A 17173-nucleotide genomic window follows, 5' to 3' on the forward strand; every position below is an offset into this window, starting at 1 on the left:
TGACCTCTTTTAGGCTCCTCCGTGTGAGTCTCCGGTTGTTATGCCTGTTGCTATTAGGTGGGCTACTCTTATTGGTTCAGGTATTCTGCTTCTTGTTGATGTGTGTTTGGTTAGTTCTATTGCTGATTTTTTGTCGATTCCTTTGGGTTGTATGTAGATTGGTTTTTCTTTGGGGTTTGGTGTTGTGTTTACTTGTATTGGTTTTCCTGCGTTTTTTACGTGCTTCCATCGTTTTTTGGGGTTTGGTAGGTTTTGTATCGCTTTTTTGATTTGTTTGAAGTTTGGTTTTTGTCTTGATACTGCGATCACTGGTTTGTCTGTTTGTTTGTAGAGTTTTTCGATGTTGACTGTGTTCATTCCGCCGTATGTTATTCCGTCTAGGAATATGGCTCTGATTTGGTTGTGGTGTTTGGAGTTAACTGTCATTTGACCGATTTTGTTGGTTGCGTCTAAACCATCGATTTTGATGTCCGTTCTTGTGACACCGTCTATCCAGGAACCGCCTCTGTATACTGTTCCAACGACGATTGTCTTTTGGTTTTGGTTTTGGTTTTGGTTTTGGTTTTTGTTTTTTTGGTAGGGGCCGTCGTCGACCCCGAGGACTCTTATTTCCTCTTTTATTTTCATGGGTTTATTTGGTTTCTGCGAATTGTTTTTCGAGGTCTTTGAATTCTTCTATTGTTTTTTCGAGTATTTCGTTTATTGTTTGGTGTAGGTCTGTGTTTTCTTTTGCTTTTATGTGGAGTATGGGGTCGCTTAGTGTTGGGTGGTCTATGTTGTATGAGGCTATTTCGATTCTTTCGTCTTCTAGGAATATTGATTTCATTAGGTTTGCTATTGTGTGGTCTTGGTTGATTAATGCGATTTTTATTTCTCTGTCGTTTTCTTCAAGTATGTCTATCTCCATTATTTCAGCTCCTTACCGAATTCGGTTGATATTTTTCTTGTTTCTGTTTTTTCGCAGCTTGTGCATTTGAGTTTTCCGTTTTGGGTTTTTTTGAGGTATCCGTTGCATTTTGTGCATTTGGCGCTTAATACTCCTAGTTGTGGTTCGTTTGTGGTTAGGTCTATTGCTCCTGGTTTTTCCACTATTATTTTTGCTCTTACTATGTCTCCGGCTCTGAATTTGTTTTCGAGGTCTTTTACGTAGTCGTCGCTTACGTTTGATACGTGTATGGCGCCTACTTCGTTTACTGCTATTTCTCTGTCTTCGCTTCCTACGAGGCTTGCGATGTTTATGAGTACTATTGAGTCTTTTACATCTCTCACTTTACCTATTATTTCGTCGCCTTTCTCAGGTACTGGTGGGACGGATGTTTTTGGTTCGACCCATACAGACCTGTCTTCCTCGTTGACGTGTACGATTCCTGTCAATGAGGCGTATACATTACCGTCTTTTTCGTATGTTCCTTCTTTCCCGGTGAATTCTTCGGATGTGCCGATGAGCTCACCTGGGGTTGTAAAACTATTATTAATCATTGTCAACTGTCTCTAATAAATTTATAAAGATTAACCTTAACAGGTTTCTGTTTCTTTTTATGAAAGTTAAATGTTCTCCCTATTGGGAATGAGAGGGTTGTTTTTTCGGATATATGGCCGCCGTGTTGTTTTATGTATTTTTTGATGAATTGGTGGGTTCCTTGGTTGTGGATTGAGTATGTGGTTTTGGCGGTTTTTAGGGCTGTTTTTATGAATTCTCGGTCGCTTCCTTTTTTTTGTGCTCCGAATGGGGGGTTTTGTAGTACTGTGTCGCTGGTTCCACTGTAGTTTTTTACGTTTTTTTCTATCCAGGTTATGTCTAGATCTAGTTTTTGGGCGTTTTTCTTTGCTGTTTTAAGTGGTTCGGGGTCTATGTCTACTCCGATTGTTTTTTTGGCGCCCATTAGTTTTGCTGCTATTGCGAATGCTCCTGTTCCACATCCGAGGTCGGTTATTGTTTTGTTTTTTATGTTTCCTTGCATGTATGCTAGGTATACTATTGATGCTACGATTCCTGGTGGTGTTTGGTATTGTTCTAGTTTGGGGTTTGGTTTTTTGAATCCATTTAGTTGTGTTAGTTTTATTTCTAGTTGTTTTTTGTTCATTGGATCACTTGCGTCTTATTTCATCGAATTTGAGGTCGCTCCAATCTCTGTCTCCAACGAGGATTTCGTGTTCGTTTGGTGTTAGTATTGGTTTTCTATATCTTTTTTGGTCGTCGTATGTGATCCTTGGACATCCGGTGTTTATGTATGCGTCGTATCCGAGTTGTAGTAGTCGGTTGGGTGTGACTTCCTCCATTGTGATTACTGTGGCTTTGTATTCTTCTTTTTTTAGTCTTTCTTTGATTTGTATTGCTAGTTTTTTTCGTGTTTGACCTGTTTTTGTGCCTAATATGACTCCTATCGTGCTGGCTTTCTGTGCTTTGGCTATTGTTGCGTATCTTTTTTTCTGGAAGTTTTCTGTGTCTTTTATCTCTCTGATTTCTTGTTTTTCGGGGTCGAGTATTATGACTGGTTTGTTTGTTGAGTATGCTACGCCGGTTGGATGGAAGTTTCCTGTACCGATATAGAGGTATTGATCTACATCTATATCTGTTGCTGAGAAATTGCAGCCTAATACCTGTCCTGGTTTAGCTATTGCGTTGTCTCCATGGCCTATGGCTGTTTTTATGTTGTTTTCACTGAGTTTTTGTTTGATGTCTTGGAGGAGGTGGTGGTGTTGTATTGTTGTTATCAACCCCACCTTTTTATCTAGTTTTTTAGTTACCTGTGTTATTAGGTTGTTTAAATCGGTTTCTAGTTGTATGTCGTAGTACACTACTTCGATCTCGGTGTTTAATGGTATCTCTGAATGGCCTAGATGGATTATTAGGTCTACACCTAGTTTTTTGAGTTCCCAGTCTTCTATGTCGCAGGCTCCGTAGCAGGGGTCGCCTGATATTAGTGTGTGGGTGTTTGTTTTTTCTTCTATTGTTTCACTGAGTTTCTGTGCTTTTCGTTTTAATCCTTCTGGGAGTTGTATTGAAACTAGGTTTGGCTGTCGTTGTTTTATTGTTTCAATTATCTGGTTTATTGGTATGTTGTGTGTCATCCTGTTTTTTAGGTTTTTTATTTTCGGATTGAGTCTAGCAACATTTGTTTTTCTTTTTTGGCGACTGTTTTTCTTATTTCTCTTACCGAGTCGATGTTTGCGGAGACGCTTGTTATACCCATGTTTACAAGTCTGTCTACTATGTCTGGATAGCTTCCTGCTTGGCCGCATATAGATGTTTTTACGTCGGCTTCGTTGCATTTTTCTATTACTCTTTCTATTAGTTTGAGTACTGCTGGATGTCTTTCGTCGTAATTTCCGGATACTCTTTCGTTGTTTCGGTCAACTGCTAGTGTGTATTGTGTTAGGTCGTTTGTTCCGAAGCTTATGAAGTCTATGTCTTCTTTGATTATGTCTTCGATTATTAGTGAGGCGGCTGGTGTTTCGACCATTATTCCGAAATCTATTTTTTCGAGGTCGAGGTTGTGTTCTTTCATCATTTCTTTGGCTTGTTTTACTTCTTTTGGGTGTTGTATCAATGGTAGCATGAGTCCGAGGTTTGTATATCCTTTTTCGATGAGTTTTTTTATCGCTTTGATCTGCATTTCGAATATTTCTGTGTATTTGAGGTCTCTTCTTATTCCTCTGAATCCTAGCATTGGGTTGTGTTCTTCTGGTTCTCTGTCGCCACCTTCTAAACTTCTGAATTCATCTGTTGGAGCGTCTAATGTACGTATCCAAACTGGTTTTGGGTAGAATTCGTCTGCGACTTTTCTGATTCCGTTTTCTAGTTCTCGGATGAATTCTTCTTGTTCCCCTTTTTCTGCGTAGGATTGTGGGTGTCTGTTTAGGCCGAGCACCAGGTGTTCTATTCTGAGTAACCCGACTCCATCTGCTCCTGTTTGAGCTGCTCTTTCCGCTGCCTCTGGTATTGAGACGTTTACTTTTATGTCTGTTGCTGTTACTATGTTGTTCTCTGTTTTTACCACTGTTTTCTCTGTTTTCTGTGTTTTTTCTTTCTTGATTTTTCCTTTGTAGATCTTTCCTTTCTCTCCATCGACTGTTACTTCTTCTCCGTCTTTGAGGGTTTTGCTCGCTCCGTTGGCCCCTACTACAGCTGGTGTGCTTAGCTCTCTTGATACTATTGCTGCGTGGCATGTTAGGCCTCCTTCGTCGGTGACTATAGCAGATGCTTTTTTCATCGCTGGAACCATGTCAGGGGTTGTCATGGATGTTACGAGTATGTCTCCTTCTTTTACTTTGTCGAGTTCGTCTAGGTTTTTAACTATTTTTACAGTTCCTGCTCCAATTCCTGGTGATGCTCCAAGTCCCTCTACGATTATTTCTCCTGAGGTTTCGTTTTCGGGTATTTCTTCATCGGTTATTGTTGTTATAGGTCTTGATTGAAGCATGTATATCTCGTTGTCTTCTATTGCCCACTCCACGTCTTGTGGGGTTTTGTAGTGTTTTTCCACTCCCTCACCCATTTTAGCTAGCTCGGTGATCTCTTCGTCTGTTAGGGTTGGTTCATCCATCATGTCTTCTGGTACATCTACGTGTCTTGTTTCACCTGTTTCGGGGTCGCGGTCAAACATTGTGCGTTTAGTTGATATGTCTCTTTTTTTGATTTCGAATCCTTTTTTATTTATTATATAGTGGTCTGGGGAGACTGACCCTGATACCACTCCTTCTCCTAATCCCCATCCTGCTTCTATGATAACATCATCTTCTCCGGTTGTTGGATGGGATGTGAATATAACTCCTGCTTTTTCTGCATTAACCATTCTTTGAACTACAACCGCAATATTGACTTTTGAATGCTCGAAATTTTGTTTTTCTCTATAGAATATTGCTCTAGCTGTGTAGAGGGAGGCCCAACATTCCTTGATTTTTTCCATTACGTTTTTTTGGCCTCGTATATTGAGGAATGTTTCTTGTTGTCCTGCGAAGCTGGCGTCTGGGAGGTCTTCTGCAGTTGCTGAAGATCTTATTGCGACAAACTCGTTGTCTCCCTCTGCTTTTTCAGATATTTTTTCGTAAGCTTTGTTTACTTCTTGCTTTATGTCTTCTGGTGTCTCAGTTTCTATAATTATCTCTTTTATTTTCTGGCTTGCTTTCTGTAATTCTTCTGAGTTATCGACGTTTGTTTCGTCGAGGATTTTGAATATTTCTTTGTCTATACCACTATCTACTATGAACCTTCTGAATGTTTCTGCTGTTACTACAAAAGCATCTGGTACGGGTAGTTCGGCTTGTTTTAATTCGCCTAGGCTAGCTCCTTTACCACCCACCAGCTCTAGATCTGTGTTGTCTACTTCATCTATCCAAGCTATAATCAATATTTCATGCCTCCAAGGATTTTAGAACTTCTTTCTTTTTCTTGTCGTAGCTGTCTAGAGATGAAACAGCTATTTCTTCAAAATGGTCTCGATTCACATCAAGCTCCAACGCAATTCTCTCGAGGTAGGGTAGGTCGATTTTGTTACCCATTCTCTCGCTTTTCGCGAAATAACATTTCACTGCCCTTGATAGTACTACTATACCGGTAAATGACCTGATGAATTTGTATGAAGGGTTTAATTTATCGTTTTCAATTCTTGAAACTGTTTCTCTAGAAACATCGGTTATCATACTCACTTGCCTTTGCGTCAGGGCTGTTTTATCTCTATAATTTTTAACCATGCTACCTGGACTGCCAGATAGTAGGATGGATCCAGCTACTTCACGGGCATATTCTTTAGCCCAATCTGGAAGGAAAACACTGTCATCTTCAACTTCAACTGACATATGAACACTTGTTGTTTAGTGGTTTGACTAACATTTAAATATTTTGATACAATGTGATAAAAAAATCACCCAAAAAACAATATTTTAGATAGTATATGAAATATACCTAACAAAAAACACAAAACAAAACAACCAAAACACCCACACATGAAAAAATAATCACAAAACCAAACAAACAAAAACCAAAACCAAAAACAACAACTAAAAACAACAAAAACAAAACAAAAACCACACAAAAAACTCCAAACGAAACAAAGGACCAAAAAACTGATAAGAATGCTAGGATACAAAATAAAAAACATAAAACAATACCCAAGACTAAACCAACTATTTAAATACTACAAAATACAACCACCAAAAATACTCATATCCCCAAACAAAACCCTCAACGCAAGATCACTATTTTTCCAAAAAAAATACATACAGATAAACCAAGGACTACTACAAGAACTAAAAAAAGAAGAAATATTCGCAGTAATACTCCACGAAATAGGCCACTCAAAAACAAAAACACTATCCCTACTACTAACGATAACAACACTAATCTACACAACGATAATAGTAACAAGCATATACATACTCATAACAAACATACCAAACCCAACCACAACATCAATAACAATAACAACAATAACAGCAACAAGAATAATACTACCAAAAATAATCACAAAAATATCACAAAACATAGAACTAAAATGCGACAAATACGCAGCCACAACACTAGGAACAAACAAAAACTGGCTGATATCCGCACTTAAAAAAATACAGAAAAACACAAAACCAAAAACAGACCCAGGAACAACAACAATATACTACATACTATTCCACCCATACACAACCCACCCACCAATCCAAAAAAGAATAAACAAAATAAAACAAACATAAAACCAATAAAAATATATGCAAGTACCAAAAATCAAATAACAGACAATAAAATCAAAAAAAGGGCCTGTGGTCTAGTTGGTCATGACGTCGCCTTGACATGGCGGAGGTCACCGGTTCGAATCCGGTCGGGCCCACTAAAAAAACAAAAACAAAAACAAACTATTTTTCTATAAAAAATAATTTTCTAAGGAAAATCAAAACCAATTCTAATTTTTAAAAATAAATCTAAGAAATACATTTTCCGACAACCAAATACCGATTTTTTATCCAGAAATTATATTTAGTTCCAATTGAAATGAAGGGGTCTTAAATTTAATTAACTAACTTATTTAATTAAGAATATAATTTTTAAAGAAAGACCCCCACCCCTTTGTTTCAAGTGCAAACTAGGAAATGAGTAGGTTGATATTATTATATATATTAAAGAAAATGTACCACGGTTAACTAAGAACTGTAAGTATATAAATCTTTCTAATTATATTATATAGACTAAATATTTTTAAATAATTTAAAGTATTTAGTAAATTATTTTTGTTTAATCTTTAGGTTGGAGTTAATTAATGAGAAGTTAAAATGTATATTGGTTTTATTTAGATGAATAAAGTTGGAGATATAGTTAAAATCGTTAAATGTATGGGAAACAATAGCTTTTTTCCAGGATATAGCGGTAACATCAGTGTTTATGAAGATCCTCTTCTTTTAATCAGCTCTTCGGGAACAGATTTAAAAAACATAACCACTTCTGACTTTGTTTTTTTAGAATGTCGGCTTGATTCGTTCCAGTTGAAACAAAGGGGTGGGGGTCTAGTTCCTTCAAGCGAAACTCCTCTTCATATTAAAACATATGAAAAAACAGGGCCAGGTTGTATTCTTCATTCTCATCCTGATTACTCAGTTGTCTTGTCCGAAAAAATAGATGAAATTGAGTTTAGAAGTGAGGGTGCACTTGAACTAATAGGTAATAAAATTGAAGTTCTACCTGAGTTTGATGCTGGATCTCTAGAGTTAGCTGAAAAAGTATCAGATTATTTAAAAAAAAATGAAGTGGCTCTTGTTAGGAACCATGGATTGTTTGTTAAAACAGATAGTTTGGAGAGAGCCGTCTCCCTCACTGAAACTGTTGAGAGAGATGCTAGACAATACTATCTTGAATTAGTTATCGACGGTTAGTCCTTCAAGGATTGATATTGCATTCCATATCTCGGTTCTTGCGTGGACAGGTATGTTTGGATCTTCGTTAACTTCGTTTAACTCTGTTATTGCGTTTGTTGCCCTAACTGTTAGGTCTTCATCGCTCTGCATCTCTGTTTTAGCGTTTTTAGCTGCCCTTCTAATGTTTTTTGGAATAGAATTATCATTTATTATTTTATCGAGAACATGAAAACATCTCTCAATCTCTTTTTTATTATCTTGACTCATATTAATCAACCTCGTTAATTAACAAAATAAATACTAAAGATTATTTGTTATTAAGCCTTTTATCTTTTTTGAGGTTATTTTATTCATACTCCAAATAAAAAATAAAAAATGAGTATTGGTTTTGTGGTGTTTTTAATGGATTATACCTTTTATTTATGTTTAGGTAATCGATTTTAGTATTTTCAATCCATCATTTGACCTAAGTAGTTTGTCCGAAGCTCTTTCAGGATGTGGCATCATACCCAGTATGTTTTTTTCTTGATTCATTACACCAGCTATATTGTCTTTAGATCCATTTGGATTGGATTTTTGGGTTGTTCGGCCTTTTTCATCAACGTATTTAAAGGCAATCTGATCGTTCTCTTTTATTTCCCTGTATGTTTTTTCTTTTGCAATATAATTTCCATCTTTATGAGCTATTGGTATTTTAATAACTTCGTTTTCATTGTAGTTTGAGGTGAACACTGAGCTGTTGCTTTCAATTCTTATGTATGTTGATTGGCATTTAAATTTAGGGTATTTGTTCGTCATCAATGTACCTGGTAGCAACCCAACTTCTGTGAGTATCTGGAATCCATTGCAAATTCCAAAGACCTTTCCTCCGTTATCAGCATACTCCTTGATAGATTCCATTATAGGAGTTTTGGCAGCTATAGCTCCGGATCTAAGGTAATCTCCATATGAAAAACCACCAGGTATTATCACTCCGTCATAGTCTTTTTCAATATCCTGTTTATACCAAATCAATTCGGCCTTGACATCGAGTATCTCTTCATATATTTTTTTGACATCAAGGTCGCAGTTTGACCCCGGAAACTTGATGATCGCTATATTCGTCATCAATCCACCCTTATTTCGTAGTTATGTATGACAGGGTTAGCAAGTAATTTCCGACACATCTTATCTACATCTTCGATTACTTGTTCCTTTGAACTACCATCGATTTCTAAGAAAATTTTTTTACCAACTCTAACTTGATTTACATTGTTGTAACCAAGCAGCTCCAGCGACCTTTTCGTTGTATTGCCTTCTGGGTCAAGCATTCCTTCCTTAAGTTTTATATCTACAACTACATCGTAAGTTATGGAGAAACCCCCTATATCCAGTCTACAGTAATTCTAAATATACTTTAGTCTATCCATGTATACCTACACAAAAACATAGCATAGTGAAAAACTCAAAGTATGCAAGTAAAAAAGGTTTTTTGGGGTTGTGGTGTTAAAATAATGAAAAAATAAGGGGTGTAGGGGTTTTTTGATTTAGAACCAATACCATTTTTTAGGAATGGTGTTTCTATCTAAGTGGCCGAGAAGACACCTTCCAAATCGCACGGGTTGATATGTGAGGATGTCACCTGCAGCGTCTGAGTTCTTGTATTTTTTCGTAGTTTGGATATTTATCCATTTCCATGTGTGGGAAGTATTGGGCTCTTGCGAACTCCATGTCGAAGTCTTCATGTGTTGCTAGTCTGTAGTATTTTATTTGGGTTGGTAGTTCTCTGGCTTTTTGTCTTTTGTTTTTGTCTATTAGTGCTAGTCTTGCTCCGACCCCCGCTGCATTTCCAGCCATCTTTATATCGTCTATACCTACTTCTGGGAACAGTCCTATTGTAAGGGCTGATATCTTGTCGATGTAGTTTCCGAAGGCTCCGGCCAGCATTATTTCGTCTGGTTTGTCTATTCCTAGTTCATCCATTAGTATGTGTGCACCTGCTGATATTGCTCCTTTTGCGAGCTGTACTTCTCGTATGTCTTGGTTTGTTAATGTTACGTCGTGTTTGGAGTTGTATTCAGATTTGTATGCTAATACGTATTCTAGGCCTGATTCGGTTTCTCGTAATCGATCTGTTTCTGCGTTTTTGTTGTATGTACCGTCTTTGTTGATTATTCCGGTTCTTACGAGTTCTGCGATAGCGTCTATGATTCCGGAGCCGCAGATTCCTTTGGGTGGTTGGTCTCCGATTACGTCGAGTTGTGGTTCGAGTTCTTCGTTTAAGTTTATGTATTGTATTGCTCCTGGCGCTGCTCTCATTCCATATTTCATGTGAGCTCCTTCAAGTGCAGGACCTGCTGCACATGATGCACCTATCATTCTGTCTTTGTTTCCAAGTACGATTTCTCCGTTTGTGCCGACGTCTATCATCAGTTGGATTGGGTCTTGTTTGTATGGTGTTGTTGTTAGTAGGCATCCGATTGTGTCTGCCCCCATCCACCCGCTTACTGTTGGGAGTATGTGTATGTTTCCGTCTTCGTATATTTCAACTCCAGCGTCTGCTGGTGTTAGGTTTACTGCGTCTCTTATTCCTTGTACATATGGTGATTTTGAAATGAATTCTGGGTGTATTCCTGCAAATATATGGTGCATGCCGGTGTTTCCTACAGCTGTTACCTCTAGTATGTCTTTTTTATCGATGTTGTTGTCTTCGGATAGTTCGGATATAAGTCTGTTGACTCCTTTGATTATTGTGTCTTGCATTTTATTCATGCCGTTTTCTTCACTGAATGTAGTTGTGACCCGGGTCATTACGTCTTCGCCATATCTCATTTGTGGATTCATTTCGGATGCTATGTCTATGATTTCTCCGGTGGTCATGTCTACTAGGTAGGCTACGACTGTTGTTGTACCTATGTCTATAGCTATTCCGTAGTATTTTTCTTGATGGCTATCTTCGATTTTAATTATTTTGTTTTTGTTTAATGTGACTGTAAATTTCTCTTTAAACCGACCTAAATCGTTTCTAAGTTTTTTTGGCAATTTTCTAAGTGTGTTAACAGCGATATCGTCTACCTCTAATCCATATTCTTGTTTTAATATCTTCTGCAGTCTTTCGTAATCTGATAAGTCGTCTTTTAGTGAGGGTTTTTCTGGTTTTATTTGGTATTTATGGATCTGTGGGTCCAGTTCGATATCGACATGTAGGCCTTCTTCAAGTATAACTTGTTTATCTCTACGGCTTCTGCTTGGTATTGAAACAGTTACTTCTGTTCCGGGGTTTTGTATTTTTGCTGCACAGGCATACCTGTATCCTTCTTCGATTTCTTCTTTACAGAGGCTGTCTTTTTCTTCTGAAATAAGGGGTGATATGGATTGGTGGCCTTCTTCAATCTTTATTATGCATTTTCCACATGTTCCTTTTCCACCACAATCCGATTTGATATCTATGTCTGCTTTGTCTGCTGCGTCTAGTATTGTTTTCCCTTTCTCTATTTCGATGGTTTTTCCATCGGGTTCAAAAACTATATGCAATTTATTTACTTCCTAGGGGTGTTCTTGTTATCACCCTTATTTAGCTTCCTCTAAAATATTTTCGGTTTTTATTCTTTCATTAGTTCTAGTGCTTTCTTTGCTGCTTTTGTTGCGTCTGGTGCGTATCCGTCGGCTCCGAATTCTTCTATTGCTGATTTTTCGTTTAGTGGTGCTCCACCTGCCAGTATTTTTACGTTTGGTGCGTTCTTGCGTGCGTCTTTAACGATGTCTTCGATTCCTAGCATTGTTGATGTCATCATTGCGGATACAGCTATTATGTCTCCATCTTCTTCTACTGCTTTTTTGGTGAACTGGTCGTTTGGTACGTCTTTCCCTAGATCGATTACTTCCATTCCGCTTACGTCGAGCATCAATCTAACTAGGTTTTTACCTATGTCGTGTACGTCTCCTTCTGCAACACCAAGTACTATTTTTCCTTCGACTCCGAGGTCGTCGGCGTCTATATGTGGTTTCAGTATGTCGAGTCCTGCGTACAATGCTTCTGAGGACATCAGTACTTCGGGTACGAATTTTTCTCCTTTGTCGTATAGGTCTCCGACTTCGGCTATTCCACTTACTAGTCCATCCATTATTGCGTCCATTGGCTCTACGCCTTCGTCCAATGCTTTTTGAGCTGCGTTGGATACTTTTTCTTCGTCCATTTCTAGGACGCCGTTATGTAGGTCTTCCAGGATTTGTTCTTTTGACATAATTTATTCCTCCTATCTATTCTACAGTATGTAAAACACCTATATTATATATTTTGGTAACTATCTTTTTATAAAAACGATTAAAGAGGTATTGAAAAAACTAAATAACTTCTAATCGAGATATATCTACTTAAAAAGGTTGTATTTATATAAAAATTGATATACAAGGTATTTGCTTGAATTATCTTGTTTATATTATCTATTTTCCAGTTGAAACAAAGGGGTGTGTGGTTTTGTTAAACAAGACTTAAATTTATGAAAAAAATTTTAAAGCATATCCCTAAAGCTACCTAATTCGGGAAACCTTAATACTTCGCTATCAATTTCAACTAAAACCTCAAACTTATCTAAATCTCTTCGATTCATGATAGGTGACATAAAATCACGTGACTTCAACCTGTTTACTGATACACCTTTTGTCAACGGTGAGAAACTAGGGGTTAATATTAAATCGCTGTCTTTTTTTGAGCGATCAACCAAAAAACAATCAAGTTTATCCCCCTCTATTTCGATTGCAGGATGTTCATGGCCTAATACCACCATTTCAGGGTTATCTAACGGTAGTTCACGATCTCCGTGTAAGAAAAAAACTCCATCTATTTCGAGATGTTTGTGGATATTTCGATCTTTATCCTCCATTAAGGTGGGTAGCATTTTGTCATGGGAACCCTCTATCAAAACACAGTCTCCACATATATCTAGTACTTTTTCAAGTTTGGTTGAAACACCGCTCCAAATCTTGCCGAAAGAATGCAGTATATCTCCATTTAAAACAGTTTTATGGGGGTTGAATCTCTCTATAACTTCACTGAGACGGGTTGTGATTATTTCTTCTTCGTTTAGTGGGAAAGAGATTCCTTGACGAAGAAGTTCATCTTCAAGACCTATATGTAGGTCTGAAACGACGCAGACATCTATATCGGGTAGGTATAAAGCTGAGTTATAAACTTCGATCCTTTTTGGTTTAGGGGTCATCCAACCCAATCTCCTCAATAACCTGTTTATGGAATTGTTTTATAACGGAAGAACGGTCTTCAGCTAGTACTACATCACTTGAATCAAGTGTTGCCGTTCCGAACATGAATGGGCTTGGTGACCTAACAGTTTTCTGAGTAACCTCGACCTCGTTTTTTTGAACTTTATTTATAAACTGTTCAACATGGTCTAACTCAAGTTTATCATAGAAAATCTCTCGGTATGTCTCATCTACAACTGCGAAATCATCTTTTGATAAGGCGTAGTTTATCATCATGTCGGAATTAAACTGCTGCCTACGACCACTTTTTCGGTTCCCCTTATAGTTTTCAAGTATCATGAAGGAACGTACAGCGTTTATCCTGAACATCCTTTTAAGCATTTCAGTACCCTGTAGAGCATCTTTCATTGTTCTCTCCATCATATCAAGGTCGATTCCATCGATAACCTCTTTGAAATCTATCTCTATTTCATTTGAAAAGGAGAGTGTGAAACCAAAATCCGATATCGAAACGGAAACATCTACACCACGTCTCCTGGAAACCTCATGAGCTAAAAGCCTACTTAAACCATCGTTAAACTTACGTCCATAGGTACTCTGGAATAAAAATCTCTTGCGGTAGTCACTGTCATGATACTGTTCAACGTAGAAATTGTTTGGTGTTGATATCGATTCACCTCCAGAGTACATGACCTGCTCCATAAACATCTTAACTAGGCTTTTAACTGCGTTTTCATCGATTGGAAATGTCTTTAGATATTTCTCTGCTTCTTCAGCGGAGCCACCACTAACCCAACCCCGCATCTTCTTTTTAAACAAAAGAATTTTAATCGCTAGGTCATAGGACAAAGGCAATCGCTCTGAAAACCATCTAGGCACGTTTGAAGGACGGTCGGTCCGGTCTACATATACCTTCCCACCACGTCGATACCTGAATTCATATCGATCACCACCAAGATGGAATACATCTCCCTTCTCGAGTTTATCCAGATACTGTTCATCTAAACTACCAACTCTTTTTTTATCATCCCTTGTATACACTCCACAAGAGAAACTGGCAGGTATAGTTCCAAGATTCGTCATGTATATAACGCGTGACATGCCTCCACGCCTACCTATCTCGCCTGAATCACTGTCATACCAGATTTTGGCGTATATATTCTTGTCTTCCATACCAGCGTAATCCGCGGTCAAATACTTGATAACCTTATCAAAACTACTTTCAGGTAAATCTGAATAGCAATAAGACCTTCTAACAACTTTTTTAACTGTATCAAGCTTTTTAACACTATTTATAGCCATGCCATAGATATGTTGGGAGAGCACATCGAGACAGTTTGTCGGTATGAACACCCTATCGATAAAACCTTCTTCAGCGTGTTTAAGCATAACAGAACACTCAAGCAACTCATCCCTATCCATCACAAAGACAATACCCTTCACCTTATGATGCAGTGAGTGTCCAGACCTACCTATACGCTGCAACAACTTGGAGACAGATTTTGGAGATCCGATTTGAACAACAAGGTCCAGGTGTGGCATGTCAACCCCGAGTTCGAGGGAGGTGCTGGTGGTTACAAAATCGATTTCCCCACCTTTCAACTTCTCCTCAATATCCACCCTCTTCTCCCGTCCAAGAGAACCATGGTGACACCCAGTGTTCTCATCGAAATAATGTTCTGGGAACTTACTCCTCAGATTTTTCAACACACGTTCAGCACCACTACGTGTATTGGTGAAAATCAATGTGTTATCATGTTCCTGGATAAGGTCGTGAAGTTCTGTATACAATACCTCGCTGATCTCCTCTGGATCCGTGTTTATCAAATCATCTGTTGGACATCTAAGACTTAACTCCATATCACGTATAAAACGTGTGTCAACAACCTCGAAATCACGTCCAGAGCCAACTAAAAACCTAGCAACCTCCTCAACAGGCTCAACCGTCGCACTACAACCAATCCTAACAAACTCTTGGTGAGCCATCTCCTGAAGACGCTCCAAACTCAATGAAAGATGAACACCACGCTTACCCTCAGCAAGTGAATGTATCTCATCAACAATAACCCACCTAACCGACCTCAACTTCTCCTTAAACTTAGGTGAATTCAACAAGATAGCTAGTGTCTCAGGGGTTGTATTCAATATATGCGGGGTTGTGTCAAGCATCTTAGCCCGCTCGTTTTTTGGAGTATCACCATGCCTTATCGCATGCCTAATCTCATCGTTATCAATACCCCGCTCCCTAGCAATCTCTTCAATACCCCTTAATGGTTCAACCAGATTGCGGTGTATATCATTAGCAAGAGATTTCAAAGGAGATATATAAAGGCAATAAACAGTGTTTTCAAGCTCATCCTCTCTAGAAAACTTATACAACTCATTTATAATCGATGCAAAAGAAGAAAGCGTCTTACCTGACCCTGTTGGAGCACATACAAGAGTATTCTCACCCCTATAAATATTAGGGATAGCCCCACGCTGCGGAGGAGTGAAATAACCGTCATTAACATCGAAAAAACGACCAAACTTACCAACCCACCAATCCCTCACAGAAGGCTCAAAAACCTCATCAATTATATAACTTTCAACATCCTTTAACTCAGATTTAGGTTCTAAAGACATCTAATGAAAAAAATAATCCTACAGATTTAAAAACAAACTGGAAAAAAAAATCAGGGAATGAAAAACAACCAATCCTCGTCGAAACACCCAAACCACCAAAAAAAAAACAAAAAAAATAAATAAAAACCCAATAAAAACCCAATATAAAAGGTATTAACCATTAGAAACCGAATTAACATAAACAGAACAAACAGTCTGGTGTAAAACTTTGAAGAAACTATTAAAAAATAAGAATACATCATATAATGACAGTGGGGTAAGCTCGGTAGTAGGAGCCATAATAATGGTCAGCGTTGTGGTAGTGATGGCTACAATTGCAGGAGCATTCGTAATGGGAGTTTTAACTATACCCGAACCAGCACCAACAACAACCATCTCAACCGAAGACATGAACAATCAAGAAATATCCCTAATACACGAAGGAGGCGACACTGTCAAAACCGAAGACCTCAGAATAATAATATACAACCTCGATGGCGAGCAAGAAAACAACCGAATAGACATAGACAAAGAAGAAATAGCAGAAGAAACCGATAAATCCGAATGGAGCAGTGGAGAAAGAATCTCAATACAAATAAACGAAATCCAAGTCGATCAAGGAGATAGGGTAGATATAAGAATTATGCACACACCATCAGAAACAACAATATACTCAGAACTAAAAACAACCTAAAAAACACGACAAAATAAAAATATTCAAAGAAAGGTCTTGATTTATAACATAACCCTAGCCTAACTGTTTTCTGTTATTTTTTTAGAAATTAAATGGGTTTTAGGAGGGCTGTCTACCCGTTTTTTTGGTTTTTAGGAGGTATCCCTAGGGTTGTTGTTCTATGTTGTTCCTAGGTTCCCTCCATGTGCGTTTAATTATTTCTTCATTTTCCTAGTACAACACTTTGTTCGGAAAATCCTTTTTGAATCAGCATATCTTTTACTTTACGTTTGTGGTCTCCCTGTAGCTCGATTTTTTTATTTTTAACCGTACCTCCACAAGCGCATTTAGTTTTTAGTTCTGTAGCCAATTCGTTTAGGTCAATGTCTTTACTGTCAATACCCTTAACAATAGTCATGGGTTTGCCATAAGCTCTATTTTCAACATAGACCTTAATCCTCTGATCTTCTTTTGCTATTTCTTCGCATACACAGAGTTCACTAGGTAAACCGCATTTGGGGCAAACTTCTTCACTCATTTGTTACAAGTCCTCATTTTTCCTCCAATATATTATTATTTTTTGGAGACCATGCAGATATTATCTTTTGGTGTAACCATCAAACGAAATTTTATACTCGAAATAAACACCATTTCTCAAATTACTCAGTATCTTATATATCTATTCTGTTTTCTATCCATCTAATTTTCCTAGAACCTACCAAAATTACGTTTACCAGGAAATTATTAATATATCGAAGATTTAGTTAGTTGTCACAATAATATTACTTATAGATCAATTTAATTTGGTTTGGATTGGATTAGTTTGGTTTGGTTTGAAGTTGGGTTGTGGTGTTTGGTTGG

18 protein-coding genes and 1 tRNA gene are annotated in these 17173 nt (G+C 37.8%); 4 read left to right on the forward strand and 15 right to left on the reverse strand.

Translation table 11 applies throughout. The features are described from left to right. Positions 1–9: 9 nt before the first annotated feature. Genes AMET1_RS05280 through AMET1_RS05310 form a run of 7 tightly spaced genes read right to left on the reverse strand, consistent with a single transcriptional unit; the run spans position 10 to position 5799 of the window. Positions 10–627, reverse strand: a complete 618-nt coding sequence (locus tag AMET1_RS05280) for an endonuclease V (RefSeq protein ID WP_086637455.1) — start codon at positions 625–627, stop codon at positions 10–12. A gap of 4 nt (positions 628–631) precedes the next feature. Next, positions 632–907 (reverse strand): DNA-directed RNA polymerase subunit L, encoded by a 276-nt coding sequence (locus tag AMET1_RS05285; protein WP_086637456.1) that lies wholly within the window; start codon positions 905–907, stop codon positions 632–634. Continuing rightward, positions 907–1479, reverse strand: coding sequence for an exosome complex RNA-binding protein Csl4 (locus AMET1_RS05290; RefSeq protein ID WP_086637457.1), 573 nt, complete (start codon positions 1477–1479; stop codon positions 907–909). Before AMET1_RS05290 ends, AMET1_RS05285 begins: the two co-directional genes overlap by 1 nt. Before the next feature lie 2 nt (positions 1480–1481). Next, positions 1482–2084 carry an METTL5 family protein gene (locus tag AMET1_RS05295; protein ID WP_086637458.1) on the reverse strand — a complete coding sequence of 201 codons (603 nt, stop codon included), beginning with the start codon at positions 2082–2084 and terminating at the stop codon, positions 1482–1484. Positions 2085–2088: 4 nt separating this feature from the next. Beyond that, entirely contained in the window at positions 2089–3072 is a 984-nt protein-coding gene (dph2, locus tag AMET1_RS05300) for a diphthamide biosynthesis enzyme Dph2 (RefSeq protein WP_086637459.1), read from the reverse strand. A 17-nt stretch (positions 3073–3089) separates the two neighbouring features. Continuing rightward, a complete protein-coding gene (gene ppsA / locus AMET1_RS05305) occupies positions 3090–5354 on the reverse strand; it encodes a phosphoenolpyruvate synthase (protein WP_086637460.1) in 2265 nt (754 codons plus the stop codon). A gap of 1 nt (position 5355) precedes the next feature. Further along, the gene (locus AMET1_RS05310) at positions 5356–5799 is read right to left on the reverse strand and encodes a helix-turn-helix domain-containing protein (RefSeq protein WP_086637461.1); all 444 of its coding nucleotides are present in this window, start codon (positions 5797–5799) and stop codon (positions 5356–5358) included. 276 nt (positions 5800–6075) lie between these two features. Between AMET1_RS05310 and AMET1_RS05315 the strand changes: the two genes are divergently transcribed. The 3 genes from AMET1_RS05315 (at position 6076) to AMET1_RS05325 (ending at position 7854) form a co-directional block, all read left to right on the forward strand. Then, positions 6076–6684 carry a M48 family metalloprotease gene (locus AMET1_RS05315; RefSeq protein ID WP_086637462.1) on the forward strand — a complete coding sequence of 203 codons (609 nt, stop codon included), beginning with the start codon at positions 6076–6078 and terminating at the stop codon, positions 6682–6684. Positions 6685–6744: 60 nt separating this feature from the next. Continuing rightward, positions 6745–6818, forward strand: a tRNA-Val gene (locus AMET1_RS05320). Between the two features lie 460 nt (positions 6819–7278). Next, positions 7279–7854 (forward strand): class II aldolase/adducin family protein, encoded by a 576-nt coding sequence (locus tag AMET1_RS05325; RefSeq protein WP_086637463.1) that lies wholly within the window; start codon positions 7279–7281, stop codon positions 7852–7854. On the opposite strand, the gene AMET1_RS05330 is transcribed toward AMET1_RS05325, so the two are convergent. The 7 genes from AMET1_RS05330 to AMET1_RS05360 all read right to left on the reverse strand — a co-directional run bounded on the left by AMET1_RS05330 (position 7837) and on the right by AMET1_RS05360 (position 15660). Beyond that, positions 7837–8103, reverse strand: coding sequence for a UPF0147 family protein (locus AMET1_RS05330; protein ID WP_086637464.1), 267 nt, complete (start codon positions 8101–8103; stop codon positions 7837–7839). The genes AMET1_RS05325 and AMET1_RS05330 overlap by 18 nt on opposite strands. 159 nt (positions 8104–8262) lie before the next feature. Further along, a complete protein-coding gene (gene purQ, locus AMET1_RS05335; RefSeq protein WP_086637465.1) occupies positions 8263–8943 on the reverse strand; it encodes a phosphoribosylformylglycinamidine synthase I in 681 nt (226 codons plus the stop codon). Then, positions 8943–9188 carry a phosphoribosylformylglycinamidine synthase subunit PurS gene (purS, locus tag AMET1_RS05340; RefSeq protein WP_269088000.1) on the reverse strand — a complete coding sequence of 82 codons (246 nt, stop codon included), beginning with the start codon at positions 9186–9188 and terminating at the stop codon, positions 8943–8945. Before purS ends, purQ begins: the two co-directional genes overlap by 1 nt. A gap of 265 nt (positions 9189–9453) precedes the next feature. After that, entirely contained in the window at positions 9454–11349 is a 1896-nt protein-coding gene (locus AMET1_RS05345) for an ASKHA domain-containing protein (RefSeq protein WP_086637467.1), read from the reverse strand. 68 nt (positions 11350–11417) lie between these two features. Then, a complete protein-coding gene (locus AMET1_RS05350; protein WP_086637468.1) occupies positions 11418–12059 on the reverse strand; it encodes a cobalamin B12-binding domain-containing protein in 642 nt (213 codons plus the stop codon). A gap of 267 nt (positions 12060–12326) precedes the next feature. After that, entirely contained in the window at positions 12327–13034 is a 708-nt protein-coding gene (locus AMET1_RS05355) for a hypothetical protein (RefSeq protein WP_086637469.1), read from the reverse strand. Further along, the gene (locus AMET1_RS05360) at positions 13024–15660 is read right to left on the reverse strand and encodes an ATP-dependent helicase (protein WP_086637470.1); all 2637 of its coding nucleotides are present in this window, start codon (positions 15658–15660) and stop codon (positions 13024–13026) included. The genes AMET1_RS05355 and AMET1_RS05360 overlap by 11 nt, the downstream gene beginning before the upstream one ends. A gap of 208 nt (positions 15661–15868) precedes the next feature. Between AMET1_RS05360 and AMET1_RS05365 the strand changes: the two genes are divergently transcribed. Beyond that, entirely contained in the window at positions 15869–16333 is a 465-nt protein-coding gene (locus AMET1_RS05365; RefSeq protein ID WP_086637471.1) for a type IV pilin N-terminal domain-containing protein, read from the forward strand. 202 nt (positions 16334–16535) lie between these two features. Here the strand turns inward: AMET1_RS05365 and yciH are convergent, their stop codons facing one another. Continuing rightward, positions 16536–16850: a stress response translation initiation inhibitor YciH gene (yciH, locus tag AMET1_RS05370; protein ID WP_086637472.1), complete on the reverse strand. Its 315-nt coding sequence runs from the start codon at positions 16848–16850 to the stop codon at positions 16536–16538. Positions 16851–17173: the final 323 nt, after the last annotated feature.

It is taken from the genome of Methanonatronarchaeum thermophilum (genome assembly GCF_002153915.1).
In the GTDB taxonomy this organism is placed as follows: Archaea; Halobacteriota; Methanonatronarchaeia; order Methanonatronarchaeales; family Methanonatronarchaeaceae; genus Methanonatronarchaeum; species Methanonatronarchaeum thermophilum.

Excerpts from the sequence above, each read along its gene's own strand:
- AMET1_RS05280 (WP_086637455.1), bottom strand. The coding sequence starts at position 627 with ATGAAAATAAAAGAGGAAATAAGAGTCCTCGGGGTCGACGACGGCCCC.
- AMET1_RS05285 (WP_086637456.1), bottom strand. The coding sequence starts at position 907 with ATGGAGATAGACATACTTGAAGAAAACGACAGAGAAATAAAAATCGCA.
- AMET1_RS05290 (WP_086637457.1), bottom strand. The coding sequence starts at position 1,479 with ATGATTAATAATAGTTTTACAACCCCAGGTGAGCTCATCGGCACATCC.
- AMET1_RS05295 (WP_086637458.1), bottom strand. The coding sequence starts at position 2,084 with ATGAACAAAAAACAACTAGAAATAAAACTAACACAACTAAATGGATTC.
- dph2 (WP_086637459.1), bottom strand. The coding sequence starts at position 3,072 with ATGACACACAACATACCAATAAACCAGATAATTGAAACAATAAAACAA.
- AMET1_RS05310 (WP_086637461.1), bottom strand. The coding sequence starts at position 5,799 with ATGTCAGTTGAAGTTGAAGATGACAGTGTTTTCCTTCCAGATTGGGCT.
- AMET1_RS05315 (WP_086637462.1), top strand. The coding sequence starts at position 6,076 with ATGCTAGGATACAAAATAAAAAACATAAAACAATACCCAAGACTAAAC.
- AMET1_RS05325 (WP_086637463.1), top strand. The coding sequence starts at position 7,279 with ATGAATAAAGTTGGAGATATAGTTAAAATCGTTAAATGTATGGGAAAC.
- AMET1_RS05330 (WP_086637464.1), bottom strand. The coding sequence starts at position 8,103 with ATGAGTCAAGATAATAAAAAAGAGATTGAGAGATGTTTTCATGTTCTC.
- purQ (WP_086637465.1), bottom strand. The coding sequence starts at position 8,943 with ATGACGAATATAGCGATCATCAAGTTTCCGGGGTCAAACTGCGACCTT.
- AMET1_RS05350 (WP_086637468.1), bottom strand. The coding sequence starts at position 12,059 with ATGTCAAAAGAACAAATCCTGGAAGACCTACATAACGGCGTCCTAGAA.
- AMET1_RS05355 (WP_086637469.1), bottom strand. The coding sequence starts at position 13,034 with ATGACCCCTAAACCAAAAAGGATCGAAGTTTATAACTCAGCTTTATAC.
- AMET1_RS05360 (WP_086637470.1), bottom strand. The coding sequence starts at position 15,660 with ATGTCTTTAGAACCTAAATCTGAGTTAAAGGATGTTGAAAGTTATATA.
- yciH (WP_086637472.1), bottom strand. The coding sequence starts at position 16,850 with ATGAGTGAAGAAGTTTGCCCCAAATGCGGTTTACCTAGTGAACTCTGT.